At 52.2% G+C, this 927-nt stretch carries 1 pseudogene; it reads left to right on the plus strand.

Annotation, left to right across the window (positions count from 1 at the left end):
- Window positions 1-696: pseudogene (locus tag B3P58_RS05205) on the plus strand (acetyl-CoA C-acyltransferase); the annotation flags it as partial.
- Between the last annotated feature and the right edge of the window lie 231 nt (window positions 697-927).

Here is a 927-nt window from a genome sequence, read left to right on the forward strand (position 1 = left end):
AACAGCCACACCAATCTGCTGGCCGCTTACGACCGTGGTTTCTTCGATGATCTGGTCAGCCCTTACCTGGGTCTGGAAAAAGATAACCTGGCGCGCACGCCGAATCTGGAAAAGCTGGCCAGCCTGAAACCAGCTTTCGATAAGAAATCCGGTAAAGGTACGCTGACCGCGGGTAACTCCTCAGCGCTGACCGATGGTGCTTCTGTGGTTCTGCTGGCGTCTGAAGAGTGGGCGAAAGCACACAACCTGCCGGTTAAGGCTTACCTGAGCTTCCATGAAACCGCATCTGTCGATTTCTTCGGTAAAGACGGTAATAAAGATAAAGAAGGTCTGCTGCTGGCACCGGCTTATGCCGTACCGCGTATGCTGGAACGCGCTGGTCTGACCCTGCAGGATTTTGATTTCTACGAAATCCACGAAGCCTTTGCCGGCGTTGTCGCCTCCACCCTGAAAGCCTGGGAAGACGAGAAATTCTGCAAAGAAAAACTCGGTCTGGACAAGCCACTGGGCAGCATCGACCGCAGCAAACTGAACGTGAACGGTTCTTCCATTGCGACCGGCCATCCGTTTGCAGCCACCGGTGGCCGTATTGTGGCCTCGCTGGCGAAAATGCTGGAAGAGAAAGGTTCAGGCCGTGGTCTGATTTCGATCTGCGCCGCTGGCGGTCAGGGCGTTGTGGCTATTCTGGAACGCTGAGTCGTTCCACAACGAAACAACAACGCACCAACGAGACAATAACTACACTCTCACCTCATAATACTTATAAATTTAACCCCGCTTTTGCGGGTTTTTTTTTATGGGCCGATTTAATCCCGCTCTTGAGGCAATGCTGTTCACTAAGCGTTTTAAATCATTTTGAAACGCCCAATGCCTCCCAGGGGAACTTTGTAGTGGTCTGATCAATCCGGACACCCGCTTAGGTGATAA

This window comes from Thalassolituus sp. UBA2009, from assembly GCF_002335285.1.
Classification (GTDB): domain Bacteria; phylum Pseudomonadota; class Gammaproteobacteria; order Pseudomonadales; family Oceanobacteraceae; genus Venatoribacter; species Venatoribacter alkanivorans.